We start from the raw sequence: 25,324 nt of genomic DNA, 5'->3' as shown, positions 1-25,324 counted from the left end.
CCGGCCGGCCGGCGGGCGGCGCCCGCAAATCGGGGCTTTCCTCCAGCGTGGCCGGGGCGCGCGCGCAAACAGCGACGAATTCGGTAGCGCAAACGTACACAAAAGAATACTTCACGCTTTTTTCAGACGAATAGATATGAAGTATTCCGCGAAAGCGGGAATACGATATTATTTTTGTTTGATCGCCGGAAAATTGGCGAGTTGCTTTTCGAACGGTTTCCTCCGAAAATCCCACTTCACTTCCACGACATAGACGCCCGCGAAGTCCGGGCGCCACCAGATGCGCGAGCTTCGCGCATTGCGCACGCGAACCGCGCCCTGGACCGGGCCCGGGCAATCCGCACGTGCGCCGCCTATCGCGTCGCAGCCTGTTGACGTCCTCGCTCCGCTAAAGAACAGATTCGAGCCGCCGTTAACGCGACATAGAAAACTCCGTTTATTGTCACGCTGCCATGCCTTTGCCGATTGTGATCGCCGACGATTCCCTGCTTGCCCGCAAGGTTCTTACGAAATCCTTGCCGGGCGATTGGGACGTCGAAATCGAATATGCGTCGAACGGCCGCGAAGCGCTCGCGCTGTATCGCGCCGGCAAGGCTTCGGTGATGTTTCTCGACCTGACGATGCCCGACATGACCGGCTACCAGGTGCTCGAAGCGCTCCAGCACGAGGACCTGAACACGTTCGTGATCGTCGTCTCGGCGGACATCCAGCCGCTGGCCCAGGAACGCGTGCGCGCCCTCGGCGCCGCGGCGTTCGTCGCCAAGCCCGTGACCCCCGAGGCCCTCGTGCCGATCCTCAAGGAGTACGGGTTGTATGCCTGAGAACGTCTTCACCGAAGAACAGCGCGACGCGTTGCAGGAGATCGCCAACCTGGCGATGGGCCAGGCGGCGACACGTCTTGCCCGGCTGCTCGATACGTTCATCGAGCTGTCGGTGCCGCGCATGCGCGTGGTCGAGGTGAGCGACGCGGCGGCGGCACTGCGCGAGATGACGGGCATCGACGAAACCGTGACGGCCGTGCGCCAGGGCTTTCGCTCCGACATCAAGGGCGAGGCGCTCGTGATCTGCCGCAGCAGCGGCGTCGGTCAACTGTGCTCGTTCGTCAACGATCCCTACATCGAATCCTCGTACGAAGCGGTCAGCCAGAAAGAGCTGATGTTCGACGTCGCCAACGTGCTGACGGGCGCGTGCGTGTCGTGCATTCTCGACCAGCTTGACCGCACGCCGATTTTCTCTCCGCCGGGTCTTCTTGGCGAAAAGATTTCGCTCGACGACGTGTTCCAGGCCGACGTGCTCGCATGGAAGGTCGCGCTCCTGCTCGAAGTAAACTTCGCGCTGGAAGACCAGAGCTTCCGCGCGCACCTCGTCATGCTGATGACCGAAGACTCGATCCGCCGCGTGAACGATGCGCTGGCCGCGCTGCTTTCCAGCCTATGAACGTCCCTACCGAGCCCTCTCTTTCCGACCTCGTGATCGAGCGGGTCGGATTCGGCATCTTCGTGGTCGACCGCGATTTCAACGTGCTGATGTGGAACCGGTTCATGCAGGACTACAGTGGCCGGCCGGCCGCCGACGTGGTCGGCAAGCCGATTTTCGACAACTTTCCGGAACTGCCGCGCGTCTGGTTCACGCGCAAGCTCGAAAGCGTGTTCCAGCTCGGCAACTTCGCGTTCAGCTCGTGGGAGCAGCGGCCGTATCTGTTCAAATTCGAGCATGACCGGCCGATCACGGGCGGCGTCGATTTCATGCAGCAGGACTGCACGTTCATGCCGCTCATGCGCGGGCGCGACGTGGTGGCCGTCTGCGTGACGATCTCGGACGTGACCCATGTCAGCGTGATGCAGCGCGAGCGAGAAGAGGCGGTCGTCAAGCTGCAGGAATATGCGAACCGCGACGGCCTTACCGGCATCGCGAACCGGCGCTTCTTCGAGGCGCGCCTGCGCGACGAACACCAGCGCTGGCAGCGCTACGGCGGCGACTTTTCGGTGTTGCTGTTCGATCTCGACCACTTCAAGAAGATCAACGACGAATTCGGCCACGTGGTCGGCGACACGGTGCTGCGCGTGATGGCGCAGCGCGTCGGCGAAGCGGTCCGCGCGCAGGATACGTTCGGTCGCTTCGGCGGCGAGGAGTTCGCGCTGCTCTTGCCGTGCACGACGCTCGACGAGGCGATGGTCGTCGCGGAAAAGATCCGCAAGACGATCGGCGACACGCCGGTCGACGTGGAAGGCGTGAGCGTGCCGGTGACGGCGAGCGTCGGCGGCGCGGCGGCGCGCGCCGGCGTGAGCGCGTACGAGGTCCTGATCAACGATGCGGATGCCGCGCTTTACAGCGCGAAACGCCAGGGGCGCAACCGGTCGGTGGCATTCGTCTGATTTTCCGGCTGGCGCGGCGGCTTTTATCGCGCGGGGCGGCCCGCCGCAAAGATTGTTATACTTTTCGCCGTTTCCGGCAGCCATGCCGGCGCGCTGCGCACCTTCCAGCGCGGCGCTGAGCGGCACGCCGCCTGGCATTCAGACATCAATCGCCCAAGAGGGCGCCACAGCGGAGTTCGTCTTGGCCGTTTCCAATCTCGTCGTGGACGATCCAGAAACCGACGCCGCTGCCGTCACATCGAGCAGCTCGTTTTATCTCGCGATGCGCATTCTGCCGGCCGCGCAGCGCGACGCGATGTATCAGGTCTACGCTTTTTGCCGCGCCGTCGACGACATCGCCGACAGCAACGCGCCGCACGCCGAACGCAGCGCCGGCCTCGCGCGCTGGCGCGAGGCCGTCGACGCGTGCTATGCCGGCGCGCCGCGCCCGTCGCTCGTGGCACTGACGCGCCACATCCGTACGTTCGATCTGCAGCGCGAAGACTTCCACGCGATGATCGACGGCATGGCGATGGACGCGGCCGAAGACATCTGCGCGCCCGACGAAGCCACGCTCGATCTCTACTGCGACCGCGTCGCGAGCGCGGCGGGGCGGCTATCGGTGAGGATATTCGGGATGTCCGAGGAACCCGGCATCCGGCTGTCGCACCACCTCGGCCGCGCGCTGCAATTGACGAACATCCTGCGCGACATCGACGAAGACGCCGCGATCAACCGCTGCTATTTGCCGCGCGAATTGCTCGCGCGCGAAGGGATCGTCGCAACGAATCCGGCCGTGATCGCGGACGATCCTTCGCTGCCGCGCGTCTGCGCGACGCTCGCCGAGCGCGCGCTCGAACACTTCGCGCATGCCGACGCCATCATGGACGCCGCGCCGCGCCGCGAAGTGCGCGCGCCGCGCATCATGTCGGGCGTCTACCGCGTTCTGCTCGAACGCACTCTCGAACGTGGCTTCGACCTGCCGCGCACGCCGATCGTGAAGCCGAAAGGCCGGCTTCTCTGGATCGTCGCGCGCTACGCCTTGTTCTGATGGCGAGGCGGGTTCATGTGATCGGCGCGGGGCTGGCGGGCCTCGCGGCCGCGGTTCAATTGCAGCAGCGCGGCGCTCAAGTCGTGCTGCACGAAGCGGCGGAGCATGCCGGCGGGCGTTGCCGCTCGTACTACGACGGCACGTTAGGCGCGACGATCGACAACGGCAATCACTTCGTGCTGTCGGGCAACCACGCGACGCTCGGTTACGCGCGCGCGATCGGCGCGGCCGGCGAGCTCGTCGGCCCGTCGCAGCCCGAGTTCCCGTTCGTGGATCTCGCGAACGGCCGCCGTTGGACCGTGCGCTTGACCCCCGGGCGCCTGCCGTTGTGGATCTTCGACGCCGCCGCGCGCGTGCCCGATACGCAGCCGGCCGACTATCTGTCGCTCGCGCCGCTCTTCTTCGCGAAGCCGGGCCGCACGATGGCGCAGACGATGCGCTGCGACGGCATCCTGTGGGACCGTTTGCTGAGGCCGCTCTTTCTCGCGGCGTTGAACGTCGAGCCGCGCCAGGGCACGGCCGAGCTCGCAGCGGCGGTGGCGCGCGAGACCCTCGCGGCAGGCGGTCAGGCATGCCGGCCGCTCGTCGCGCGAAACGGGCTCGGCAGCGCGTTCGTCGATCCGGCGCTGCGTTTGCTTCAGCATGGCGGCGCGGCCATCAAGCTCGGCTCGCGTCTTGCGGTGATCGTGTTTGCCGACGCCGCAAAGGAGGGTGCCGCGACTGGCGCCGCGAGCAGCACGGCCAACGGATTGACGGCGAACGCCCGCGTGGCCGCGCTGAACTTCGCGGATGGGACGAGCATCGCGCTGGAACCTGGCGAGTCGGTCGTGCTGGCCGTGCCTTCCGAGGTTGCGCAAACGCTCGTGCCGGGCGTGCGCGTGCCCGATCGGTTCAGCTCGGTCGTCAACGCGCACTTCGCGGTCGAGCCGCCGCACGGCCTGCCGCCGCTCACGGGCCTCGTGAACGGGACGGCTGAGTGGATTTTTGCGTTCGACGGGCGCCTGTCGGTGACGGTGAGCGGCGCCGACCGCCTGCTCGACACGCCGCGCGACGCGCTGGCGAAAACAATCTGGGCCGAGGTCGCGAAAGCCGTGAGCCTCCCCGCCGATCCGATGCCGACCTGGCAGATCGTGATCGAAAAACGCGCGACGTTCGCCGCGCTGCCGTCGCAGGAAATGCTGCGGCCGGCAACCCGAACGCGCTGGAATAATCTTGTACTCGCGGGCGACTGGACGGCCACTGGCCTGCCCGCGACGATCGAAGGGGCGATCCGCTCGGGGCAGAAGGCTGCCGAGACGCTCCTCAATCAACCGATGAACCGCCGATGAACGATTTGACCGCCGTACCCCCCGCCGCCGCGACCGCCGCCGACGCCGCCACGACCGAAGCAGCGCCTTGCGCCGCGCCGCAAGCGGGCGCAGGCGCCCGCGCGCAAGCGACCCCCGCGCTCGATGCCGCCGTCACGCGCGCGGTCGACGCGCTCCTCGCCGCGCAACGTCCCGACGGCCACTGGGTCTACGAGCTCGAGGCCGACGCGACGATCCCGGCCGAGTACATCCTGCTCGTGCATTACCTCGGCGAAACGCCGAACCCCGAGCTCGAGCAGAAGATCGCGCGCTATCTGCGCCGCATCCAGCTTGCCGACGGCGGCTGGCCGCTCTTCACCGGCGGCAAGCTCGACGTCAGCGCCACTGTGAAGGCCTATTTCGCGCTGAAGATGGTCGGCGACGCCGAAGACGCCGAGCCCATGCAGCGCGCGCGCCGCGCGATTCTCGCGCACGGCGGCGCTGAAGGCGCGAACGTGTTCACGCGCATCCTGCTCGCGCTCTTCGGCGTGATTCCGTGGCATGCGGTGCCGATGATGCCGGTCGAAATCATGCTGCTGCCGATGTGGTTCCCGTTCCACCTGTCGAAGGTGTCGTACTGGGCGCGCACGGTGATCGTGCCGCTGCTCGTCTTGAACGCGAAGCGGCCGAAGGCGAAGAATCCGCGCGGCGTGCGCATCGACGAGATCTTCAAGGGCGCCCCGGTTTCCACCGGGCTCCTGCCGCGCGCGGAGCACCAAAGCCAGGGCTGGTTCGTGTTCTTCCGCGGCGTCGACGCGATCCTGCGCGCGATCGACGGCCTCTTTCCGCGGCGCACGCGCCAAAAGGCCATCGATGCGGCTGTCGCGTTCGTCGACGAACGTCTGAACGGCGAGGACGGGCTCGGCGCGATTTTCCCGGCGATGGCCAACGCCGTGATGATGTACGACGTGCTCGGCTACCCGCCCGATCATCCGAATCGCGCGATTGCGCGCCAGTCGATCGAGAAGCTGCTCGTGATCGGCGAGGAAGAAGCGTATTGCCAGCCGTGTTTGTCGCCGGTTTGGGATACGTCGCTTGCCGCGCACGCGCTGCTCGAAACGGCGGACCCGCGCGCCGAGCAGGCGGCGCTGCACGGCCTGCAGTGGCTCCGTCCGCTGCAGATCCTGAATGTGCGCGGCGACTGGATCTCGCGCCGGCCGAACGTGCGGCCCGGCGGCTGGGCGTTCCAGTACGCGAACCCGCATTATCCGGATGTCGACGATACGGCCGTGGTCGTGATGGCGATGGACCGCGCCGCGACGCTCACGCAATCGAACGTCGACCGCGAAGCGATTGCGCGGGCGCGCGAATGGGTCGTCGGCATGCAGAGCAGCGACGGCGGCTGGGGCGCGTTCGAGCCGGAAAACACGCAGTACTACCTGAACAACATTCCGTTTTCCGATCACGGCGCGTTGCTCGATCCGCCGACCGCCGACGTGTCGGGCCGGTGTCTGTCGATGCTCGCGCAGCTCGGCGAAATGCCGGCCAACAGCGAGCCGGCGCGCCGTGCCTACGACTATCTGCTGAAAGGGCAGGAAGCCGACGGCAGCTGGTACGGCCGCTGGGGGATGAACTACATCTACGGCACGTGGACGGCGCTGTGCGCGCTGAACGCCGTGGGCATGTCGCACGAGGACCCCCGCATCCGGCGCGCGGCACAGTGGCTGATCTCGATTCAGAACGAAGACGGCGGCTGGGGCGAGGACGGCACGAGCTACAAGCTCAACTACCGCGGCTACGAGAAGGCGGCGAGCACGTCGTCGCAGACCGCCTGGGCGCTGATCGGGCTGATGGCGGCGGGCGTCGTCGATCATCCGGCTGTCGAGCGCGGCATCGCGTATCTGACGACCACGCAGCGCGAGCACGGGCTCTGGGACGAAACCCGCTTCACGGCGACCGGCTTCCCGCGCGTCTTCTATCTGCGCTATCACGGCTATCGCAAGTTCTTCCCGCTGTGGGCGCTCGCCCGCTACCGGAACTTGAAGCGTGCCGCGAGCACGCGCGTCACGGTCGGGATGTGACGGTGCGGCGCGATCCGGCGGCTGCGATCGGCGGCGGCATCGCCCAACCGATGGCGGCCCCGCCCATCATTGCCGTGACCGGCATGGCGTTCGAAGCGCGCATCGCGCGCGGCGACGGCGTCGAAACGGTCTACGCGGCGCGCGCCGACTGGCTTGAGCGTGCGCTCTCCGAGGCGGTGGCGCGCGGCTGCGCGGGCATCGTCAGCTTCGGGACTGCGGGCGGCCTGGCGCCGGGTCTCGAACCCGGCTCGCTGATCATCGCGGATGCCGTCGATGGCCCCGTGGGCCGCATCCCGACGAACACTGCGTGGGCGGCCCGCTGCGCAGAGGCCCTCGCGGCGACCCCGCTGCGCGATCGCGTGCACCGCGGCACGATGGCCGGCGTGACGGCGCCCGTCGCGAGCGCGCAAGACAAGGAACGCCTCCATCGCTCGACGGGTGCGCTGGCGGTCGATATGGAATCGCATATCGCGGGCGCGATCGCCGCGGCGCGCGGGCTGCCGTTCATCGTGTGCCGCGCGATCGTCGACCCCGCATGGCGCACGCTGCCGCGCGCGGCGACGGCCGGCTTGCGCGACGACGGCACCACGGCGCTCGGCCCGGTTCTGCGCGAACTGGCGCGCCAGCCGTCCCAGCTCGGCGCGCTGATCCGGCTCGCCGCCGATGCGCGCTCGGCCCGCACGGCGCTCGTCCAGGCGCGCCAGGCGCTCGGCGCGACCGGGGCGCTTCGGCCGGCGTAAGCCGCCCGGCGCGTGAATTGGCCGCTGGCTATTGCCCGCTAGGCGCGCTCGCCGGGGCCGACGCCCCCGCGGGCGCCGACGCACCTGCAGACGACGCCGCGGCCGGCGCCTGGGCCTCGTTCTCATCGCCATAGTTAGGCAGCGCGGGCGGCGCCGACCCGGGCTGGTTCAGCATCGCCTTGCGCTGCTGAACGTAGGCGTCGCGGACGAACGAATACTTGTCGAGCGCCGCCTCTTCCAGCAGGTTCGTCGCACCGAGCAGATCGGCACGCGCGCTCACGAATTGCGCGATATAAAGCGGATTGCGCCACGCCGGGTCGACATAGTTCAGCGGATTGAATTTGACGTCGACCGCGCGGCCGACGCCGTCGCGGAACGAACTCGGCCCGAACAGCGGCAGCACGAGATACGGGCCGGACGGCACGCCCCAGCGGCCGAGCGTCAGACCGAAGTCCTGATGGTGTTTCGGCAGCCCCGCCGGCGTCGCCCAGTCGAGCAGCCCGCCAAGGCCGAACGTCGAGTTGAACGCGAGGCGCATCAGGTCTTCGGTCGCGTCGGTGATCTTCAGCTGCAGCAGATCGTTCGCGAAGTTGGTGATATCGCCGAGGTTCGAAAAGAAGTTGCTGACGGCGGTGCGCAGCGGCTGCGGCGTGACCTTCTGGTAGCCCTTCGCGACCGGCTGGGCGATGGTCCGGTCGACCGTATCGTTGACCTTGAAGATGACGCGGTTCATCGGCTCCAGCGGGTCGCCGGGCGTGGCGTTCGGGCCGGTGGCGCAGCCGGAGAGCGCGCCCGCGGCCGCAAGCGCCAGCGCAGTGTTTCGCAGCTTTTTCATCGAGTGCCTAGTATCTTTTTCTTCGGTGTGCGCTTAACGCGCGGTTTGCCCATCAGTACGGGCTGGAAAACCACTGCGCCGATCAGCGTGCAGGACAGGGACAACGCAAGCAGTCTGCCCATGCTGGCCGTGCCCGGGTGATGCGAGAGCCACAGACTGCCGAAGGCAGTCGCGGTCGTCGCGGCACTGAGCATGACGGCGTGCGTGAGGCTCGATTGCAGCAGGCTGGTCTGCCCGGCGCGCCAAGCCATCACGAAGTAGATCTTGAACGCGACGCCCACGCCGAGCATGAGCGGTAACGCGATGATATTCGCGAAGTTGAGCGGCATGTGGAACACAACGCACAGTTCGAGCGTCACGACCGCGGAAACCAGCAGCGGGATCAGCGTGCGCAGCACGTCGCCGAAGCGGCGCAGCGTAAGCCAGAGCAACAGCGTGATCGACAGCACCGCCCACAAGGCCGCTTCCGCGAACGCCTTGATGATCGTGTCGGCCGAATGCAGGATCGAGATCGGGCCGCCGATCGCCGACGGGTCCGCCTGCTTCACGGCGTGGGCGAAGCGGCGCAGCATCGTGTCGTCGTTCGCATCGGCGCCCGCCGGCACCTTCGGCGAGATATTGACCAGCGCGCGCCCGTCGGCCGACACCCAGTCGCGCACGATCTCGGGCGGCAGCGTCGCGCGCGTGATGGTCTCGGGCTCGAGCAGCAGCGTGAGCTGCCTGAGCGCGAGGCGCAGCGGCTCGGAGATCGCCGTTTCGGCGCGGTCGCGCGTGGCCGCATCGGCGGCGGCGAGCTTCGCCAGCGTGGCGGACAAGTGCTTCGCTTCGGCAGCGCCCGGGCCGGGGTGGTCGTCGGCAGCGAGCGAGAGCTGGTTCGCCGCGCGCTTGAGCGAGGCGACGCGCAGCGCGTCGTTCGATGGGGGCGCGCCGGGCTGCGTGAGCGCGGGCGTCAGTTGCTCCGCGGCGGCGTCGATGACATCGGTCTTCTGCGGCTGATCGCTCGGAATGAAGCTCGAGAGCGTCGTGACCCGGCCGACTTCCGGCAGCTTCGCGAGCCGTGCGGCGGTGCGGTCGGCGGCGGCGAGTGACGGCGCGAGCACCGTCACGTCGTTGACGCCCGCTTCCGGCGAATCTTTCAGCGCGAGCAGCGTCGCCATCGATTCGCTGTGCGGGTCCTTCAAATGCAGCGGGTTGAAGTCGAAGTGCAGATGCAAGAGCAGCGGCAACGCGGCGACGATCACCACGAGCGTGCCGATCAGCACCGGCTTGCGGTTGCGGTCGAGGTAATCGTCGACGGGGGCAAGACGCGGAAAGCCCGGCGAGGCTTCTTCGCCGGCCGGCTTGAACAGCTTGATGAGCGCGGGCAGGAGCGTCATGTTCGTCAGATACGCGACGAACATGCCGACGCCCGCGATCAGGCCCAGCTCCGACACGCCGCGATAGGCCGTCGGCAGGAACGAGAAGAAGCTTGCGGCAACCGCCGTGGCGGCGAGCGTGAGCGGGATGCCCACTTCGCGCGCGGTCGCGATGAGCGCGCGGTTCAGGTCGTCGTCGTGAAAGCGCGCCTCTCGGTACTTGACGCCGAACTGGATTCCGAAGTCGACGCCAAGCCCCACGAACAGCACCATGAACGCGACCGAGATCATGTTGAGCGATTCGACCATCAAGAGCCCGAGCGCCGCCGTGATCGCGAGCCCGACGAACAGCGTGATGAAGACCGCGACGATCAGCTTGCCCGAGCGCAGCGCGAGCCACAGGATCATCAGCACGACGAAGAACGTGGCGATGCCGTTGACGAGCGCGCCTTGCTCGACGGAGGCGAACTCCTCGTCGGCGAGCGGCTGTTCGCCGGTCAGGCGGACCTTCGCCCCGTAGCGGCCGGACAGGTTCAGCACGGTGGCGGTCGCGCGGACCGCTTCCGAGCCGCGCGCGCCCGCTTCGAGCGCGCCGTAGTCGACCACGGGCTGCACGGTGATGAACGCACACACCGGTTGTTTGACCGGGTCCTTGTCGACGAGCCCGCGCCACGACAGCACCGAAAACTTCCCGGCGAGCACGCCGTCGAGCGTCGTCGCGCTTTTGTTCAGCAGACTCGCCATGTCGCCGAGCTGGACCTGGCCGAGCTGCAGCGGCAGCAGAAGGGTCGTGGTGAGCGTATCGGCGAGGCCGGTGAGGCTCGGGTCCTTCGCGAGCGTGTTGATGAGCGGCTTGGCTTTGACGAGCTGCGAGGTGGTGTCGTCGATTTCTTTCGGCGACAGGAACAAGAGACCGTTGCGCTCGAAGAACGCACCGCCCGACGGCTGCGAGACCGAAGCGAACTCGTTCGGCTGCTTGCGCAGCGCGGCTGTCAGTTCGTTGGCGGCGGCGTCCGCGAATTCCGGCGCGGCCGCCTCGACGACGACGAGTATCGTTTGGCCGCGCTGCGGAAAGGCCTTGTCGGTGGCGTCGCCGAGCGCCGTCCAGGTCTCATCGGTTTCGATCAGCCGGCTGACGTCGGTGTTGATCTTGAAGTGGTTGACGACGTAATGGCCGCTCACCGCGGCGAGCAGCAGCGAGACGACGATGACCCAGACCGGAAAGCGCACGGACCAGGCGACGAGGCGAACGACGGATGACTTCAGCATGTAGGCAGGGGCGCCTTGTCAGAGGGGATTGCATTTGGCAAGAGGCGCAAGTATACCGGCGTGCTGCCGAAGGGCACAGGATGCTGCTCTTCGTGCCGACGGTTGCTCACGACTTGCCGGCGCGGTCCTGGCGCGCAAGGTGCGGGAAAGCGATCCGGTAAAGCCGGTATACTGGCCCGATGCCCGCAGGCTTCATAGCCGCGGCCGCTCAATTCTTCACTGTTCTCACGAGCGTATGAAACGTTATCTGATTGCTTTTCTCGCAGCTGCATTCGTGTCCGGCACGGCTTTCGCACAGTCAAGCCCCGATTCGGCCGTGAAGTCGGCCGTCGAAGGCACCGTCAACGCGATGAAGGCCGACCCTCAGGCTAAGAGCGGCGACATGGCAAAAATTACCGGCCTCGTCCAGACGCGCTTCGTGCCGTACACCGACTTCCTGCGCACGACGCGCATCGCGGTCGGGCAGGATGCCTGGAGCAAGGCGACGCCCGAGCAGCAAAAGCAGTTGTTCGAGCAATTTCAAATCCTGCTCGTGCGGACCTATGCCGCGTCGTTGTCGCAATTGCGCACCCAGGACGTGAGCTTCAAGTTCGAGCCGTCGTCGACACCCGAGGGCGCCAAGGACACGGTCGTGCAGACGCACGTGATCAACAACGGCGATGACCAGGCAATCGGTTACCGCATGGAAAAAACCGCAGACGGCTGGAAAATCTACGACATCAATATGATGGGCGCCTGGCTGATCCAGGTCTATCAGCGCCAGTTCGCCGAGCAGATTTCGAAAGGTGGCGTCGACGGCCTCATCAAGTTCCTGACCGAGCACAACGCGCGCAGCGCGGGGTAATGCGACAGGCGGGCGGCTGGTCGCGAGCCCCAGTTAGGCGGGCAGACCGCTTTGGCGACGCTTAAATGCCGAAGTCCGGCCAGTTCGCCAGGTCCGCAGGTCCGGCGATACGCGCAAGCGGGAACGTCTCGCCCCCGGCGATCTTGTCGATGGCGTCCTTGCCCTTGAAATGCAGCGCGCCGCGCTCGCCCAGCACGGTGCCGTGCGTGCCGTCCGAGTAGAGCGCGGAGCCTTCGGGCAGCGCGAATACCTGTTCGGGCGCATTGATCTCGAGGAACTCGGCAAGCCGTTCTTCACGGCTTTCGCCGTTATGTCCCACGGGCTTGCCGCCGATGAAGTGCGGATTGATCTGGAACGGCACGAGGCCGAGCGCGCGCAGCGTCGGGGGTTGGACGATCGGCATGTCGTTGGTCGTGCGGATGGTCGGGCAGGCCACGTTGCTGCCCGCGCTCCAGCCGACGTAAGGCGTGCCCGCGCGCACCTTCGCGCGAATTGCAGCGGCGATATCGGCCTCGTACATGCGCTTCAAAAGCGCGAACGTATTGCCGCCGCCCACGGCGATCGCCTCGGCTTCTTCGATCGTCTTTCGCGGATTCGCGCTGTGATGAATCGACTCGAGCGTATAGCCGAGTTTCTCGAATACCGGTTTGACGACGCCTTCGTACGTGTCGAAGCTGTACGTGACGCCCGCGAACGGCACGAAGACGATCTTGCGCGCTTCGTGCTTGAAGAGCGTATGGATCTGTTCGGCGGCGTGCTCCAGATAGCCGAGGCCGTCTTTGCGGGAACTGCTCATCAGCAAAATGCGTTGGGTCATGGTTTTCTCTGGTCGAAAAAAGGGCGCAACAGCATGACCTGTTGCGCCCTTTTTTTGTAGCGCACGAAGCCGTGCGCTACAACTGCTCAATGCGCGGCGACTGCCGGCGATTTCTTCGGGCTGCTCGTCCGCTTGATTTCGTCGAGCTTGATCTCGACGTGGCGCGAGAACACGTATTCGGCCGGCCGCTGCTTGTCGAGCGGAATGTCCTTCGCGAAGGCCCCTTCCGTCTTCGGGCCGCGCATGGCCATGCCAAGCGCCTTCAGGGGGTGCGCGACGGTATCCATCACCGCCGTCGCCTCGAAGCCGCTGTGGACCATGCAGTCAGCGCACTTTTCGTAGTTGCCGGTGCCGTACTGGTCCCAGTCGGTGGTTTCCATCAGTTCCTTGAAGGTCTTCACATAGCCTTCGCCGACCAGGTAGCACGGACGCTGCCAGCCGAACACCGTGCGCGCGGGGTTGCCCCACGGCGTGCAGTGATAGGTCTGGTTGCCGGCCAGAAAGTCGAGGAACAGGCCCGACTGGCTGAACGACCAGTTCTTGCCGTTGTTGCCGCGCTTGAAGATCTCGCGGAACAGCTGCTTGGTCTTGTCGCGGTTCAGGAAGTGCTGCTGATCCGGCGCGCGCTCGTAGGCGTAGCCCGGCGACACCGTGATGCCGTCGACGCCGATCGGCTTGAGCGTATCGAAGAACGCGGCCACGCGCTCGGGCACGGCGTCGTTGAACAGCGTGCAGTTGATGTTGACGCGGAAGCCGCGGCGCTTCGCTTCGCGGATCGCGGCGACGGCCTTGTCGTAGACGCCTTCCTGCGACACCGAGTGATCGTGCATCTGCTGATCGCCGTCGAGGTGCACCGACCACACGAAGTACGGGCTCGGCTCGTAGTCGTCCATCTTCTTTTCCATCAGGAGCGCGTTCGTGCACAGGTAGACGAACTTCTTGCGCTCGATGATGCCCTTGACGATCTGCGGCATTTCCTTGTGCAGGAGCGGTTCGCCGCCGGCGACCGACACGACCGGCGCGCCGCACTCGTCGACGGCGCCCAGGCACTCTTCGAGCGACAGGCGCTGGTTCAGGATGGGATCGGGATAATCGATCTTGCCGCAGCCGTTACAGGCGAGATTGCAGCGGAAGAGGGGCTCGAGCATCAGCGCGAGCGGGTAGCGCTTGTTGCCTGAAAAGTGTTGGCGAAAGATGTAGGAGCCAACACGAACTTTTTGCAGCAGCGGAATAGACAAGGTGTGCTCCTTAGGCTTCGCGCGCGACGGCTGGCTCGGCCAGCTTCGACGGCAGCTTGAATTCGACTTTTTCTTCACGGCCCGTCATCGTCGTGACGTCGACGGGCCCCAACGCGCGCAGCGCATTGATCACGTGTTCGACCATTTCCTCGGGCGCCGATGCGCCCGCGGTGATGCCGACCGTGTGCGCGGCGGCAAACCATTCGGGTTTCACTTCGGAGCCGTCCGCAACGAGGTAGCTCGGCACGCCGCTTTCGGTGCCGATTTCGCGCAGGCGGTTCGAGTTCGAGCTGTTGGTCGCGCCGACGACCAGCAGCACGTCGACTTCCTTGCTCAACTCGCGCACCGCGGCCTGGCGGTTTTGCGTCGCGTAGCAGATGTCGCGCGTATCCGGGCCGACGATGTCCTTGAAACGGCGCATCAGCGCTTCGATGATGCCGCGCGTGTCGTCGACGGACAGCGTGGTCTGCGTCACGTACGCAAGCGGCGTATCGTTGGCGAGCGGCAGGCTCGCGACTTCCGCTTCGCTTTGCACGAGCAGCACCTTGCCGGGAATCTGGCCGATCGTGCCCTCGACTTCCGGGTGTCCCGCATGGCCGATCAGGATCAGCGTGCGTCCGGCAGCCACGTACTGGCGGCCTTGCACGTGCACCTTCGTCACGAGCGGGCAGGTGGCGTCGAGCACGTCGAGGCCGCGGTCTTCGGCGTCGCGCTCGACGCTTTGCGCCACGCCATGGGCGCTGAAAATCGCCACGGCGCCATGCGGCACCTCGTGGAGTTCTTCGACAAAGCGGGCGCCTTTGCTGCGCAGGTTTTCGACGACGTGCCGATTGTGGACAATCTCATGGCGCACATAAACGGGTGCACCGTGTCGTTGCAGCGCGCGATCCACGATTTCGATTGCGCGGACGACCCCCGCACAAAAGCCGCGGGGCTGAGCAAGGATGACTCGCATATGTTTGGGAACTCCGACTGACGCGGGGTCTCGAAAACAAGCCGGTAGCCACGGCTGCATCGCCCCGAATCCAGGTATTAGAAAGCGGGTGCAATCCCCGGCAAACCGAATCCAAGCGCGCATTCTACCGCTATCGGGTCCGGCGCGCTTTATTGGGGCCGTCGCACATTTTGCAAGCAGTCGTTACGCCGCGTTCAAGGGCGCGCCGGAAGCCAGTAAACTACTGGGTCGCGGGCGAATCTTTCGCTTGTATTACTGAATTTGCTGTATGGAAGTTGATCCTTACGAATACGATCCGGTCGCGCGCATCTTGCTGCCGAAGGCGCTGCGTGCGCCGGCCGGCGTGATTTATCACTTTGTCCGCACCGCTGCCGAAATCGCCGGCGAAGGCGGCGGGAGCCCCGCCGGACGCCGCGCGCGCCTGGCCGACATCCGGGCCGGGCTCGATGCGGTCGCGAACGGCCGTGCCGCCCCCGTACACCCGCTCTTGTTCGAAAAACTGGCTGTCGTGAGCGCGCAACAGGGTTTGCCGCTGGCGCCGTTCTACGACCTCGTTGCGGCGTTCGAGCAGGATATCGACACCGCCCGCTACGACAACCGGGCCGCGCTCACCGAATACTGCCGCCGTTCGGCAAGTCCGATCGGGCATCTGCTGCTGCACCTGATCGGCGCCGCCACCCCCGCCAACCTCGCCGATTCCGATGCGGTCTGCACGTCGCTGCAACTGATCAACCTGTGGCAGGACGTGGCGATCGACTGGAACAACGGGCATCTGTATCTTCCGCTCGCCGATATCGGGCGCTTTGCCGTGACCGAATCGCAGATCGCGCAAGGCATTTGCGACGACGCATGGCGTGCGTTGATGGCGCATGAGGTCGCCTACGCCCGGGCGCTGATGGTCCGCGGCGCGCCGCTCGCGCGGCGTCTGCCGGGGCGCTTCGGCCTCGAGCTCTGCAGCGTCGTGCAAGGCGGGCTGCGCATTCTCGAGCGGATCGAGCAGGCCGATTACGACGTGTTTCGCCATCGTCCCGTGCTGGATACGCTCGATTGGTGCATCATCGCGGCGCGCACGGCGAAAATGCGTCTTTTTGGCAGCGTCGGTGTCAGCGCACTTTCGTCCGAGGGCCACGCATGATCGCAATTCTGTTTGTGTTGTCCGCCATATCGCTTGTGATCTGGTGTGTGCTGTTGTTTGCTCGCGGCGGTTTCTGGCGTACGCGTCCGGCGCCGCCGCTGCCTGTCGGGCCGCGCGACGCGTGGCCGGCCGTGTCCGCCGTCGTGCCCGCCCGCAACGAGGCGGACGTGATCGGCAAGGCGGTCGCGACGCTGATCTCGCAGAACTATCCGGGCGCGTTCCATGTGATCGTCGTCGACGACCACAGCACCGACGGCACCGCCGATGCCGCGCGGGCCGCCGCGCTGTCGCTGCAGCGTCCCGAGCGCCTGACGGTGCTGACCGCGAAGCCGCTGCCGCCGGGATGGTCGGGCAAGGTGTGGGCGCAGTCGCAGGGCATCGAAGCGGTGAAATCGCTCGGCCTGCCCGCGGACTACCTGCTGCTCACCGACGCCGACATCGGCCATCCCGCGGACGCCGTCACGCAACTCGTTGCGCGCGCAATCGAAGAGAAGCGCGACCTGGTCTCGCTGATGGTGCGGCTGCGCTGCGATTCGTTCTGGGAGAAAGCGCTGATCCCGGCGTTCGTGTTCTTCTTCGCGAAGCTCTACCCGTTCTCGTGGGTCAACAATCCGCGCAACAAGACCGCTGCGGCCGCGGGCGGCTGCATGCTCGTGAAGCGCGCGGCGCTCGAGGAGGCGGGCGGAATCGAATCGATCCGCGGCGAATTGATCGACGATTGCAGCCTCGCGAGCCGGATCAAGCATCGCGGCGAGGGGCATCATCCGATTCGGCTCGACGTTGCGGCGTACAGCGTGTCGCTGCGTCCGTACGACAACTGGCGGGAGATCTGGAACATGATCGCGCGCACCGCGTTCACGCAGTTGCGCTATTCGCCGTGGCTGCTTGCGGGCATGCTGATCGGCATGACGCTGATCTATCTGGTGCCGCCCGTTGTCGCGCTCGGGCTGGGTTCGCATGCGTGGCCGGCGTGGGCCGCGTGGGTTGCGATGTGCTGCGCGTATGCGCCGATGCTGCGCTACTACGGCCGCTCGCCGTTGTGGGCGCCGGCGCTGCCGCTGGTTGCGTTGTTCTATGTCGGTGCGACGCTGGCGTCTGCCGTGCGCTATTGGCGCGGCAAGGGCGGTCAATGGAAGGCGCGCGTGCAGGCGCCGGTGCAGGAGCGGTAGGCCTTTGACACCGCACGCGTCGTGCGGCTGACGGCGCGGCGGCGCGTAACGCGCTGCCGCCGTTTCAACACCATCAGCGCTGGGTCAGCATCATGTAGAGCTGGATGGCCATGTCCGGCGAGAACGTATAGGGCACCCAGCCGTGGCCCGTGTGCCGCAGGACCAGCAGACGGTCGCCGTTCGATTGCTTCTGCACCGCCATCACCGGATTCTTCGTCGACACGAAGCGCCAGCCGGGCGCCAAGGCCATCGGCGGCTCCGGCACCATCGACGCACGCGCGTTCGCCAGTTCCTCGATCAGTTGCCCCAACTGCTCGGGATGCAGCGAGACTGACTTCCCGCCGACGGTCAACACGATCTCGTTTTGCGCTGGGCGCCCGACATGCAGCGTGGGTTTTTCGTCGACGGTTTCTACCGCGTTCGCCGGTTCGGCAAGCGCGGCGTCGGCGGCGGGCGCCGCCGACGCGCGCTCAGCCGACGCTTCGGGCGCCGCTTGTTGAGCGAGCGCGGCTTGAATGAGCTGGGTGAGCTGATCGACCCCCGTTTCGAGCGCGCCGATCTGTTCTTGGAGGTTCATGCGAGGCTTCTCTACGTAAGACTCGCGATTTTACTCGCTGCGCGCGGGCTTTGATCGCAGCGTGGCGTACACAGGTTGTAACAAATTGCTCGTCGCCGCGCATGTGCCATGCCGTGCCGCCGCACAAGTGCGGCGGCGTCATCCTGTCATGCCTTCACGCCTTCATTTCAGGTAGCCCGCTTGCCGGAACCAGTCGAGCGCATCGCGCAAGCCTTCGCGATACGGCCGCGCACGAAAGCCCAGCTCGCGTTCCGCCTTGGCGGACGTGAAATACATCTTGTTCTTCGACATCTTGAGGCCGTCGACGGTGACGAACGGCTCGCGCTTCGTGATCTTTGCGACCGCCTCGGCGCCGAGCGCGAGCGGATAGAGCGGCCAGCGCGGCAGGCTGATCGTCGGCGGCTTGCGGCTCGTGAGCGCGGCGATGTCGGCGAGCATCTGCTGCAGCGGCAGGTTCTCGCCGCCGAGGATGTAGCGCTCGCCGATGCGTCCGTGTTCGAGCGCGAGGAAGTGGCCGGCGGCGACGTCGTCGACGTGCACGAGGTTCAGCCCCGTATCGACGAACGCCGGAATCTTGCCGAGCGCCGCCTCGACGATGATGCGGCCGGTAGGCGTCGGCTTCACGTCGCGCGGCCCGATCGGCGTCGACGGATTGACGATCACGGCGGGCAGGCGGTCGCGCTCGATCATCCGCTCGACCGCGCGCTCGGCGAGCACCTTGCTGCGCTTGTAGACGCCGATCGCCTGCTCGGCCGTGAGCGGCGCGGTTTCATCGGCGGAAATGCCGGCGCTCGTGACCTTGAGCGTCGCGACGCTGCTCGTGTAGACGATGCGCTCGACGCCCTCGGCAAGCGCCGCGCGCATCGTCGCTTCGGTGCCTTCGAGGTTCGCGCGTTCGATCTCGGCGGGGTCCGGTGCCCACAGGCGATAGTCGGCGGCGACGTGGAGCAGATAGCGCACGCCACGCAGCGCGGCGCGCATCGACGCTTCGTCGCGCATGTCGCCGACGGCGATTTCGGCGTCGAGGTCTTCGAGGTTCTGGCGCGGGCTCGTCGCGCGCACCAGTACGCGAACGGCGAAGCCTTTTTGTTGCGCGATGCGTGCGACGGCCGAGCCGACAAAGCCGGACGCGCCGGTGACGAGAACGAGGTCTCGCGATTGATCTGCCATGGGTTCCTCAGAATGGCGACGGCGCACGCGGGACGAACCGCATGCGCCGTTCTGGACGTTGCGCGATTTTACTTGCCTTGAAGAAGGCAGGGGCGCGGCTTGGCGTCGGCGAACGATGCCGCACTCGAAACAGCGTCAACTGTATTCGGGCACGCCCTCGTTGAAGTTCAGAATGAACGCATGCGCCTGCGCCGCGAGCATCGGCCGCGCGAACCGGTAGCCCTGCACGAAGCTGCAGCCGTGGCGGCGCAGGAACGCGAGCTGTTCATCGGTCTCGACGCCTTCGGCTACGACCTTGAAGCCCAGCGCGCGGCCGAGCGACAGAATCGCGCGCGTGATCACTTCGTCCTCGCGATGCGCGCCGATGCCGCGCACGAACGACATATCGAGTTTCAAGCGGTCCGCATGGAACGTGCGGATGTAGGAAAGGCTCGAGTAGCCGGTGCCGAAATCGTCGATCGCGATATCGACGCCCGTCGCCCGTATCGCGCGCAGCATTTCGATCGACCCGTAGGCCATCAGCGCGCCCTCGGTGATCTCGACTTCGAGCAGCGACGGCGACAAGTCCGCACGCGTCAGCGCGCGCTCGATCACGCGCAGGATGTCGCCGCGCGCGAACTGCCGCGGCGAGATGTTCACCGACATCCGCAACGCGGGCAGCGTCGACTGCCACGCCTGCGCCTGGTAGCACGCCTGCTGCATCACCCATTCGCCGATCGGCACGATCAGGCCGTTTTCTTCGGCGATCGGAATGAAGGTCGCGGGACTCACCGACCCGAGCTCCGAATCGCGCCAGCGCAAGAGCGCTTCGACGCCCGTCACGCGGTTCGAATGCAAATCGACTTGCGGCTGGTAATCGAGCCGGAATTCGCCGTTGGCGAGCGCAGCGCGCATCCGGCGCGACAGCGCGAGCCGTTCGTCGGCGAGGCGGCCAAGCTCAGGCTCGAACCGATGCACCGCGTTGCGGCCGTTCGACTTCGCACGGTACATCGCGAGGTCGGCACGGCGCAGCAGCGTTTCTGCATCGGCGCCGTCGGACGGAAAGCTCGCAATGCCGACGCTCGCCTCGACGTGGAACTCGGTATCGTCGATCCACACCGGGCGCGAGAACGCGTGCGAGACGTGCGCGAGCACGTCGGTCAGGCGGTCGGTCTCTTCCTGTTCGACGATCACCAGCACGAACTCGTCGCCGCCGTAGCGCGCCACCGTGTCCGATGCGCCGACGCATCCGGCCAGGCGCGCTCCGATCTCGCGCAGCAGCCGGTCGCCGATGCCGTGGCCGAGGCTGTCGTTGACGTCCTTGAAATGATCGACGTCCATGAAGATCAGCGACACGCGCGTGCCGCGCTCGGCGCCGTGCCGGATCGCCTGTTCGAGCCGCTCGTTCAATAGCGCGCGGTTCGGCAGCGCGGTGAGCGAATCGAAATTCGCCTGGTGGCGCAGCATGTCGCGCGATTGCACGAGCTCGGTCACGTCGTTGACGACGCTGATGTGATGCGTGACCTGTCCGTTCTCGTCGCGCACCGGCGCGATATAGAGCTGATTCCAGAACAGCGTGCCGTCGCGCCGGTAATTGCGCACGAGCGTCGTCACGTCGCGTTCGGCGGCGAGCGCGCGGCGGATCGATTCGATGCCCGGCTGGTCGCGATCGCTGCCGTGCAGGAAGCGGCAATCGGAGCCGATGACCGCATCGGTCCGGTATCCGGTGATGCGCTCGAACGCGGGGTTCGCGTATTCGATCAGATTGCCCGTGTCGGCCGCGCGCGTGATCAGCACGGCGTTGACGATCGCGTCGAGCGCGCGGCTGCGCAGGCGCAGCGCGAGCTCGGCATCCTTGCGCTCGGTGATGTCTTCGTAGGTCGCGAGCAGGCCGATGACGTCGTCGCGCGCGTTCTTGAGCGGCACCTTGGTCTTTCTATACCAGCGCCGGGTGCCGTCCGCCGCGGGCGCGAATTCTTCGTAGGCGTTCAACGGCTTGCCGCTCGCGATCACTTCGCTGTCGCGCATGCGTGCCGTCGACGCGAAGCTCTGCCAGGGCAGGTCGTAGTCCGTAAGGCCGGCGATCTTCGAGGCATCGGCGATGCCGACGTCGTCGGCGAACGCGCGGTTGCAGCCGAGGTAGTGCGAGCCCGTGTCCTTCCAGAAGATGCGCTGCGGCACGCTGTCGATCACCGCTTCGAGCATCTGCTTCGATTGCTGCAGCGCTTCTTTCGCTTGCTCTTTTTCGGTGACGTCGACCGCGACGACGAAGCACGCGCGGCGATTCGCATGATTGAGAAAGTGAAAGGACGGTTCGACGAAGAAGCGCGTGCCGTTCTTCCTTACGTGGCAGCGCACGCCGCTCGTGCCGCTGATCGTGCGGGGCGCCTCTGCCTGCTTGGCGAAGCGCGCGAGAAAATCGTCGGCATCCTCGGCGGGCCTCAGCTTGGCGACGCTGAGGCCTTCGAATTCGTCGCGCGTGTAGCCGTACAGGCGCACTGCGGCGTCGTTGACCGCCGCTACCGTCGCCGTGGCGGCGTCGTAGATCAGCATCGGCAGCGGATGCTCTTCGAAATATTCGCGAAAGCGCGCCTCGCCTTCCTCGGCGGCGATGCGCGCGCGTGCGCGTTCGAGCCCGAGGCGATGGTTCGCGAGGAAGCCGTAGACGAGCAGCACGAACGCCGCCGCGGCCGCTGCCGCGAACGCGACGCGTTCCGAGGCGAGGCGGCGCGCGGAGATGCTCGCGCGGGCGCTGGTGGAGAGTTCGCGTGCGGGATCGAGCGATTCGATGCCGACGGCGAGGCGGTGCCGCGTTTCGTTGACCTCGCCGAGCCTCTCCCGCTCGACCGAGACCGTGTGGCCGTCGGTGCTCGCGGTGAGCGTCGTCTGGGCGAGCTGGCGTTGCCATTGGTGGGTCGCTTCGCGCAGCGCGTCGATTTCACGCGCGCGCTGCGGGTCTTTTGCGAAAGCGTCGGAAAGTTTGCTGAAATAGCGTGTGGCGCGCTCGAGCCGCTCGACGGTCCACGGCACGGCGTGCGACGAAGGATTGTCGAGCAGCCGCAGGAAATCGACGTCCGCTTCCGCATAGAGCGCTTCAAGCCCTTGGACGTCGTCGCGCACATCCAGCACTTGCGTCAACTGGGCGTCCGCAACTTCGCGCGCGGCGAAGATCTGGCTCGCGCAAAACGCGACCATGCCAACGGCAATGGCGCACAAGCCGACCGTCAGAATGGTCGTGTTGTGCGCTTCGAACCAGCTTTTGACCCTCCGGATGCGGTTGACACCTACCGCGTGGTCTAGTGCAGCCACCGTGAAGTCTCCCCGCGCGATCGATAAGAAGATGCGTAAACTGTTTACGACCGCCGCTCTGATTTACTTAAGTGCTAGTCGAAATGATTTTGCTTTTCGCTTGCTGCTTGAATGGGTTGATGCGGTTGCTCTGCTTGTATTAATCGCTCTAACTGTTTCAACAGCGCCCCCGTTATTGACAGCGCCGCTCGCTTTATTTCATCCGCCGGCACGATTGCAGCGGCACGACTAGAATGCGGTGCGAAATGAATGCGCAGGAGATGCAGGTATGACCGGGCCCGATTTAAACACAAGAATCGAAACTTATTATGTCCGCGTGCGCGGCATCGTTCAGGGTGTGGGTTTTCGGCACGCGACGGTGCGCAAGGCGCATTCGCTCGGCATCACCGGCTGGGTCGCGAATCTCGATGACGGGTCTGTCGAAGCGATGCTGCAAGGACCGGCCAATCAGGTCGACCTGATGCTCGAATGGATGCGGCGCGGGCCGCCGTCGGCCCGCGTGACCGATCTCGCAGGCGAGGAGCGCCATACCGGCAAGCGTTTCGAACGTTTCGAACAACACTGACAAGGTTGGACGGCTGGCTGACTAGCGCCTCTAAGCATCCACATCAAAGCATCGGAGGTGCATCGGGACCGATCAATCCATTACAATGAGAACGGTTCTTATTTCAAGTTGAAATTCCGATGCGCTTGTCCGACTTGCCAAAGGGTGCTCCCGCCGTTGTGGAGCATGTTCAGGATGTCCACGCGTCCGATTCGATTGCGCAGCGCCTGCGCGACCTGGGATTCGTGTCCGGCGAGCCGGTGCGGGTGGTCGCGCACGGGCCGTGGGGCGCGGATCCGATCCTGATCCAGATTGGCTCCACGCGGTTCGCGTTGCGTCGCGCGGAAGCCAGCCGCGTGAGCGTTCGGGAGGCGACGAGCCTATGAGCGCGGCCAACCTGCGTGTCGCTCTCGTCGGCAATCCGAACTGCGGCAAAACCGCGCTGTTCAACCAACTCACCGGCGGCCGCCAGAAGGTCGCCAATTACGCCGGTGTCACCGTGGAGCGCAAGGAGGGCCGGTTCACCACGCCTTCCGGCCACCACGTTCAAGTGCTCGATTTGCCGGGCGCCTATAGTTTCGAATCCACCAGTCCCGACGAGCGTATCACCCGCGACGTCCTGCTCGGGCGCTATCCCGGCGAGGCGGTGCCGGATCTGATCGTCTGCGTCGCCGATGCGACCAACCTCCGTCTTCATCTGCGGTTCGTGCTCGAGGTCAAACGGCTCGGGCATCCCGTGTTGCTGGCGCTGAACATGATGGACGCCGCTGCAAGGCGCGGGATCGCCGTCGACGTGCCGGAACTGCAACGCCGGCTCGGCGTGCAGGTCGTGGAGACCGTGGCCGTGCGGCGCGGCGGCGCCCGCGCGCTGATCGATTCGATCGACCGGACGGATTCCGTCGCGAAGCGGGCGTCCGCATCCGTGCCGGGCAGTCAGCGGGATTACGCCGACTTGCACGCCGAAGTCCGCGCGCTTTTGGCCGCCGCCGTCACGATGCCGCGTGCGACCGATGCGCGCGACGACGCGATCGATCGCATCGCTCTGCATCCGGTGTTCGGGCTGATGATCCTGGCGCTGGTGATGTTTCTCGTCTTCCAGGCGGTCTATTCGGTGGGCAAGCCGATGACCGATGCGATCGGCGACGGCTTCGCGTGGCTCGGCACGCAGGCCGGCGCGTGGCTGCCGGACGGGCCGCTGCGCAGCCTCATCACCGATGGCTTGATCGGCGGTCTTGGCACCGTGCTCGGATTTCTGCCGGAAATTCTCGTGCTGTTCCTGTTCATTCTGCTCTTGGAGGAATCGGGCTATCTGCCGCGCGCAGCGTTTCTGCTCGACCGCGTGATGGTTTCGGTGGGGCTCACCGGACGGTCGTTCATCCCGTTGCTGTCGAGCTTTGCGTGCGCGATTCCCGGCGTGATGGGAACGCGCAGCATCACAGATCCGCGCGACCGGTTAGCGACGATTCTCGTCGCGCCGCTCATGACTTGCTCGGCGCGTCTGCCGGTCTACGCGCTGTTGATCGGCGCATTCATTCCGACCCATCGCGTCCTCGGCGTATTCAATCTGCAGGGCCTCGTGCTCTTCGCGCTCTATGCGGCCGGAATTTGCGGCGCGATGCTGGTCGGGTGGATCTTGAAGCGCCTGCGCCGCGAGCACGTCGAACACGCGTTGCTGATGGAGCTGCCGTCGTACCGGCTGCCGAAGTTGCGAGATATCGCGATTGGCCTGTGGGAGCGCGGCTCGATCTTTCTCAAGCGGCTGACCGGCGTGATTCTCGCGCTGACCGTGCTCATGTGGTTTCTCTCGACGTTTCCGTCGCCGCCGGCAGGCGCCACGGGGCCAGCCATCGATTACACCTTCGCCGGCTACATCGGGCGGGGCCTGCAGTACCTCTTCGCCCCGCTGGGTTTCAACTGGCAGATCAGCCTTTCGCTGATTCCGGCTTTCGCTGCGCGCGAAACGGCTGTCGCTGCGCTTGCCACGGTCTACGCGGTGAGCGGCGGCGATGGCGACATCGTAGGCCTCGGGCACGCGCTGGCCGCCAATTTTTCGCTGGCAAGCGCGCTGTCGCTGCTGGTCTGGTTCGCGTTCGCGCCGCAATGCATGTCGACGCTCGCCGTGATTCGTCGTGAGACCCGTTCGTCGCGCATCGTGGCGATCGCCTTCGGCTATATGTTTGTCATGGCCTACGCGGCATCGCTCTCGACGTACCAGATTGCGAGGTGGCTCACGTGAATTCCAGTCTGTGCTGGCAGTACGCGGTGATCGCGCTTCTCGTCGTGGCGAGCCTCGTCTACACATTGCGAAAAGTGGCGCCGCAGTTTGCGGCCCGCTGGCAGGCTGCGGCTTCGATCGCGCTGACGCAGCCCCGGCGATCGCGTGCTGCGCAGGCGTTGGGCCGCTGGCTGCGTCCCCGCGGGGCTACCGGCAATTGCGGCGACGGCTGCGGAACCTGCGGCAGTTGCGATGCGCCGCGGCGATCGGCCGAGCATCCGGATGGGCAGCCGATCGAGTTCCGCTCGCGGTAGCAGGAAGGCGTGCCGGGCGTCATGATGTCTCCCGTCCCCCAATCCCCCTCGGGGGGAGCTTTGCATGGGACCGGAGTAAGCGCTAAA

Annotated in this window: 22 protein-coding genes; 14 read left to right on the top strand and 8 right to left on the bottom strand. The window is 66.0% G+C overall.

The genetic code is table 11. The features are described 5' to 3' along the window. Positions 1-452 precede the first annotated feature (452 nt). The 7 genes from J3489_RS04630 (at position 453) to J3489_RS04600 (ending at position 7,512) form a co-directional block, all read left to right on the top strand. On the top strand, positions 453-821 hold the full coding sequence (locus J3489_RS04630; RefSeq protein WP_206996513.1) for a response regulator: 369 nt from the start codon (positions 453-455) through the stop codon (positions 819-821). Then, a complete protein-coding gene (locus tag J3489_RS04625; protein WP_206996512.1) occupies positions 814-1,437 on the top strand; it encodes a chemotaxis protein CheC in 624 nt (207 codons plus the stop codon). Before J3489_RS04630 ends, J3489_RS04625 begins: the two co-directional genes overlap by 8 nt. Continuing rightward, positions 1,434-2,375 carry a sensor domain-containing diguanylate cyclase gene (locus tag J3489_RS04620; RefSeq protein WP_206996511.1) on the top strand — a complete coding sequence of 314 codons (942 nt, stop codon included), beginning with the start codon at positions 1,434-1,436 and terminating at the stop codon, positions 2,373-2,375. Before J3489_RS04625 ends, J3489_RS04620 begins: the two co-directional genes overlap by 4 nt. A gap of 181 nt (positions 2,376-2,556) precedes the next feature. Further along, entirely contained in the window at positions 2,557-3,405 is an 849-nt protein-coding gene (gene hpnD / locus J3489_RS04615; RefSeq protein WP_206996510.1) for a presqualene diphosphate synthase HpnD, read from the top strand. Next, on the top strand, positions 3,405-4,733 hold the full coding sequence (gene hpnE, locus J3489_RS04610) for a hydroxysqualene dehydroxylase HpnE (protein ID WP_206996509.1): 1,329 nt from the start codon (positions 3,405-3,407) through the stop codon (positions 4,731-4,733). Before hpnD ends, hpnE begins: the two co-directional genes overlap by 1 nt. Continuing rightward, on the top strand, positions 4,730-6,772 hold the full coding sequence (gene shc, locus J3489_RS04605; protein WP_206996508.1) for a squalene--hopene cyclase: 2,043 nt from the start codon (positions 4,730-4,732) through the stop codon (positions 6,770-6,772). Before hpnE ends, shc begins: the two co-directional genes overlap by 4 nt. A gap of 50 nt (positions 6,773-6,822) precedes the next feature. Then, positions 6,823-7,512: a phosphorylase gene (locus J3489_RS04600; RefSeq protein ID WP_206996614.1), complete on the top strand. Its 690-nt coding sequence runs from the start codon at positions 6,823-6,825 to the stop codon at positions 7,510-7,512. A gap of 28 nt (positions 7,513-7,540) precedes the next feature. Here the strand turns inward: J3489_RS04600 and J3489_RS04595 are convergent, their stop codons facing one another. Together J3489_RS04595 and hpnN are read right to left on the bottom strand one after the other, a co-directional pair. Further along, entirely contained in the window at positions 7,541-8,347 is an 807-nt protein-coding gene (locus J3489_RS04595) for an MlaA family lipoprotein (protein ID WP_206996507.1), read from the bottom strand. Continuing rightward, positions 8,344-10,971 carry a hopanoid transporter HpnN gene (gene hpnN / locus J3489_RS04590; RefSeq protein ID WP_206996506.1) on the bottom strand — a complete coding sequence of 876 codons (2,628 nt, stop codon included), beginning with the start codon at positions 10,969-10,971 and terminating at the stop codon, positions 8,344-8,346. Before hpnN ends, J3489_RS04595 begins: the two co-directional genes overlap by 4 nt. Positions 10,972-11,206: 235 nt before the next feature. On the opposite strand from hpnN, the gene J3489_RS04585 reads away from it, so the two are divergent. Beyond that, positions 11,207-11,815 carry an MlaC/ttg2D family ABC transporter substrate-binding protein gene (locus tag J3489_RS04585; RefSeq protein WP_206996505.1) on the top strand — a complete coding sequence of 203 codons (609 nt, stop codon included), beginning with the start codon at positions 11,207-11,209 and terminating at the stop codon, positions 11,813-11,815. Positions 11,816-11,876: 61 nt separating this feature from the next. Here the strand turns inward: J3489_RS04585 and pepE are convergent, their stop codons facing one another. The 3 genes from pepE to ispH all read right to left on the bottom strand — a co-directional run bounded on the left by pepE (position 11,877) and on the right by ispH (position 14,825). Beyond that, positions 11,877-12,632 carry a dipeptidase PepE gene (gene pepE, locus J3489_RS04580; RefSeq protein WP_206996504.1) on the bottom strand — a complete coding sequence of 252 codons (756 nt, stop codon included), beginning with the start codon at positions 12,630-12,632 and terminating at the stop codon, positions 11,877-11,879. A gap of 86 nt (positions 12,633-12,718) precedes the next feature. Next, positions 12,719-13,870 carry an adenosyl-hopene transferase HpnH gene (gene hpnH, locus J3489_RS04575; RefSeq protein WP_206996503.1) on the bottom strand — a complete coding sequence of 384 codons (1,152 nt, stop codon included), beginning with the start codon at positions 13,868-13,870 and terminating at the stop codon, positions 12,719-12,721. A gap of 10 nt (positions 13,871-13,880) precedes the next feature. After that, on the bottom strand, positions 13,881-14,825 hold the full coding sequence (gene ispH, locus J3489_RS04570) for a 4-hydroxy-3-methylbut-2-enyl diphosphate reductase (RefSeq protein WP_206996502.1): 945 nt from the start codon (positions 14,823-14,825) through the stop codon (positions 13,881-13,883). A gap of 268 nt (positions 14,826-15,093) precedes the next feature. On the opposite strand from ispH, the gene hpnC reads away from it, so the two are divergent. Together hpnC and J3489_RS04560 are read left to right on the top strand one after the other, a co-directional pair. Next, positions 15,094-15,960: a squalene synthase HpnC gene (hpnC, locus tag J3489_RS04565; RefSeq protein ID WP_206996501.1), complete on the top strand. Its 867-nt coding sequence runs from the start codon at positions 15,094-15,096 to the stop codon at positions 15,958-15,960. Then, positions 15,957-17,129 carry a glycosyltransferase gene (locus J3489_RS04560; RefSeq protein WP_206996500.1) on the top strand — a complete coding sequence of 391 codons (1,173 nt, stop codon included), beginning with the start codon at positions 15,957-15,959 and terminating at the stop codon, positions 17,127-17,129. The genes hpnC and J3489_RS04560 overlap by 4 nt, the downstream gene beginning before the upstream one ends. 73 nt (positions 17,130-17,202) lie before the next feature. Here J3489_RS04560 and J3489_RS04555 read toward each other — a convergent pair whose 3' ends face one another. From J3489_RS04555 to J3489_RS04545, 3 genes are all read right to left on the bottom strand, one after another. Further along, complete coding sequence (locus tag J3489_RS04555) at positions 17,203-17,706, bottom strand: hypothetical protein (RefSeq protein ID WP_206996499.1); 504 nt, start codon at positions 17,704-17,706, stop codon at positions 17,203-17,205. A gap of 162 nt (positions 17,707-17,868) precedes the next feature. Further along, complete coding sequence (gene hpnA / locus J3489_RS04550) at positions 17,869-18,876, bottom strand: hopanoid-associated sugar epimerase (RefSeq protein ID WP_206996498.1); 1,008 nt, start codon at positions 18,874-18,876, stop codon at positions 17,869-17,871. A gap of 135 nt (positions 18,877-19,011) precedes the next feature. Further along, positions 19,012-22,164 (bottom strand): sensor domain-containing protein, encoded by a 3,153-nt coding sequence (locus tag J3489_RS04545; RefSeq protein WP_206996497.1) that lies wholly within the window; start codon positions 22,162-22,164, stop codon positions 19,012-19,014. 268 nt (positions 22,165-22,432) lie between these two features. Here J3489_RS04545 and J3489_RS04540 point away from each other — a divergent pair, with 268 nt between their 5' ends. The 4 genes from J3489_RS04540 to J3489_RS04525 all read left to right on the top strand — a co-directional run bounded on the left by J3489_RS04540 (position 22,433) and on the right by J3489_RS04525 (position 25,237). Next, positions 22,433-22,729 (top strand): acylphosphatase, encoded by a 297-nt coding sequence (locus J3489_RS04540; protein WP_206996496.1) that lies wholly within the window; start codon positions 22,433-22,435, stop codon positions 22,727-22,729. A gap of 119 nt (positions 22,730-22,848) precedes the next feature. Then, positions 22,849-23,094: a FeoA family protein gene (locus tag J3489_RS04535; RefSeq protein ID WP_206996495.1), complete on the top strand. Its 246-nt coding sequence runs from the start codon at positions 22,849-22,851 to the stop codon at positions 23,092-23,094. Next, the gene (gene feoB / locus J3489_RS04530) at positions 23,091-24,944 is read left to right on the top strand and encodes a ferrous iron transporter B (RefSeq protein WP_206996494.1); all 1,854 of its coding nucleotides are present in this window, start codon (positions 23,091-23,093) and stop codon (positions 24,942-24,944) included. Before J3489_RS04535 ends, feoB begins: the two co-directional genes overlap by 4 nt. Next, a complete protein-coding gene (locus J3489_RS04525; RefSeq protein ID WP_206996493.1) occupies positions 24,941-25,237 on the top strand; it encodes a DUF6587 family protein in 297 nt (98 codons plus the stop codon). Before feoB ends, J3489_RS04525 begins: the two co-directional genes overlap by 4 nt. Positions 25,238-25,324: the final 87 nt, after the last annotated feature.

This window comes from Trinickia mobilis (genome assembly GCF_017315705.1).
Classification (GTDB): domain Bacteria; phylum Pseudomonadota; class Gammaproteobacteria; order Burkholderiales; family Burkholderiaceae; genus Trinickia_A; species Trinickia_A mobilis.
Note: the sequence above shows the minus strand (reverse complement) of the source record. Positions and strands in the feature narration are given on the sequence as shown.

What these genes read in the sequence shown, in the direction of transcription:
- J3489_RS04630 (WP_206996513.1), top strand. Translation starts at nt 453, where the DNA reads ATGCCTTTGCCGATTGTGATCGCCGACGATTCCCTGCTTGCCCGCAAG.
- J3489_RS04625 (WP_206996512.1), top strand. Translation starts at nt 814, where the DNA reads ATGCCTGAGAACGTCTTCACCGAAGAACAGCGCGACGCGTTGCAGGAG.
- J3489_RS04620 (WP_206996511.1), top strand. Translation starts at nt 1,434, where the DNA reads ATGAACGTCCCTACCGAGCCCTCTCTTTCCGACCTCGTGATCGAGCGG.
- hpnE (WP_206996509.1), top strand. Translation starts at nt 3,405, where the DNA reads ATGGCGAGGCGGGTTCATGTGATCGGCGCGGGGCTGGCGGGCCTCGCG.
- shc (WP_206996508.1), top strand. Translation starts at nt 4,730, where the DNA reads ATGAACGATTTGACCGCCGTACCCCCCGCCGCCGCGACCGCCGCCGAC.
- J3489_RS04600 (WP_206996614.1), top strand. Translation starts at nt 6,823, where the DNA reads ATGGCGGCCCCGCCCATCATTGCCGTGACCGGCATGGCGTTCGAAGCG.
- J3489_RS04595 (WP_206996507.1), bottom strand. Translation starts at nt 8,347, where the DNA reads ATGAAAAAGCTGCGAAACACTGCGCTGGCGCTTGCGGCCGCGGGCGCG.
- hpnN (WP_206996506.1), bottom strand. Translation starts at nt 10,971, where the DNA reads ATGCTGAAGTCATCCGTCGTTCGCCTCGTCGCCTGGTCCGTGCGCTTT.
- J3489_RS04585 (WP_206996505.1), top strand. Translation starts at nt 11,207, where the DNA reads ATGAAACGTTATCTGATTGCTTTTCTCGCAGCTGCATTCGTGTCCGGC.
- pepE (WP_206996504.1), bottom strand. Translation starts at nt 12,632, where the DNA reads ATGACCCAACGCATTTTGCTGATGAGCAGTTCCCGCAAAGACGGCCTC.
- ispH (WP_206996502.1), bottom strand. Translation starts at nt 14,825, where the DNA reads ATGCGAGTCATCCTTGCTCAGCCCCGCGGCTTTTGTGCGGGGGTCGTC.
- hpnC (WP_206996501.1), top strand. Translation starts at nt 15,094, where the DNA reads ATGGAAGTTGATCCTTACGAATACGATCCGGTCGCGCGCATCTTGCTG.
- J3489_RS04560 (WP_206996500.1), top strand. Translation starts at nt 15,957, where the DNA reads ATGATCGCAATTCTGTTTGTGTTGTCCGCCATATCGCTTGTGATCTGG.
- J3489_RS04555 (WP_206996499.1), bottom strand. Translation starts at nt 17,706, where the DNA reads ATGAACCTCCAAGAACAGATCGGCGCGCTCGAAACGGGGGTCGATCAG.
- hpnA (WP_206996498.1), bottom strand. Translation starts at nt 18,876, where the DNA reads ATGGCAGATCAATCGCGAGACCTCGTTCTCGTCACCGGCGCGTCCGGC.
- J3489_RS04540 (WP_206996496.1), top strand. Translation starts at nt 22,433, where the DNA reads ATGACCGGGCCCGATTTAAACACAAGAATCGAAACTTATTATGTCCGC.
- J3489_RS04535 (WP_206996495.1), top strand. Translation starts at nt 22,849, where the DNA reads ATGCGCTTGTCCGACTTGCCAAAGGGTGCTCCCGCCGTTGTGGAGCAT.
- feoB (WP_206996494.1), top strand. Translation starts at nt 23,091, where the DNA reads ATGAGCGCGGCCAACCTGCGTGTCGCTCTCGTCGGCAATCCGAACTGC.